Genomic DNA, 670 nt, shown 5'->3' on the forward strand with positions numbered 1-670 from the left:
AACGACATCACTGTAGATGACCGTGCAATCATTATCGGTGGTGACTCACACACGCGTATGTCTAAAGGTGTAGCGTTCGGTGCAGACTCAGGTACAGTTGCAATTGCATTAGCAACTGGTGAAGCAGCAATGCCAATCCCAGAGTCAGTAAAAGTAACCTTTAAAGGTTCTATGAAGCCACACATGGACTTCCGTGACATCGTACACGCGACTCAAGCACAAATGCTTAAGAAGTTCGCTGGCGAAAACGTTTTCCAAGGTCGTGTTATCGAAGTACAAATCGGTACTCTACTTGCTGACCAAGCGTTTACCTTCACTGACTGGACTGCAGAGATGAAGGCGAAAGCGTCTATCTGTATCTCTACTAACGAAACTTTGATCGGCTCACTAGAGCTTGCTAAGTCACGTATCCAGATCATGATCGACAAAGGCATGGACAACGAAGCACAGATGCTTAAAGGCTTGATCGCGCTTGCTGACAAGCGTATCGCTGAAGTGAAATCTGGCGAAGCTCCAGCACTTGCTCCAGACGACAACGCGAAGTACTACGCAGAGCTTGTTGTTGACCTAGATGCAATCGAAGAGCCAATGATTGCTGACCCAGACGTAAACAACGAAGACATCTCTAAGCGTTACACGCATGATGTTATCCGTCCTACTTCTTACTACG

At 46.9% G+C, this 670-nt stretch carries 1 protein-coding gene; it reads left to right on the plus strand.

The genetic code is table 11. The features are described 5' to 3' along the window. The coding region (locus A3739_RS09980) for an aconitase family protein (protein WP_255376776.1) at nucleotides 1–670 on the plus strand (670 nt) is incomplete at both ends.

Source organism: Oleiphilus sp. HI0067 (assembly GCF_001635735.1).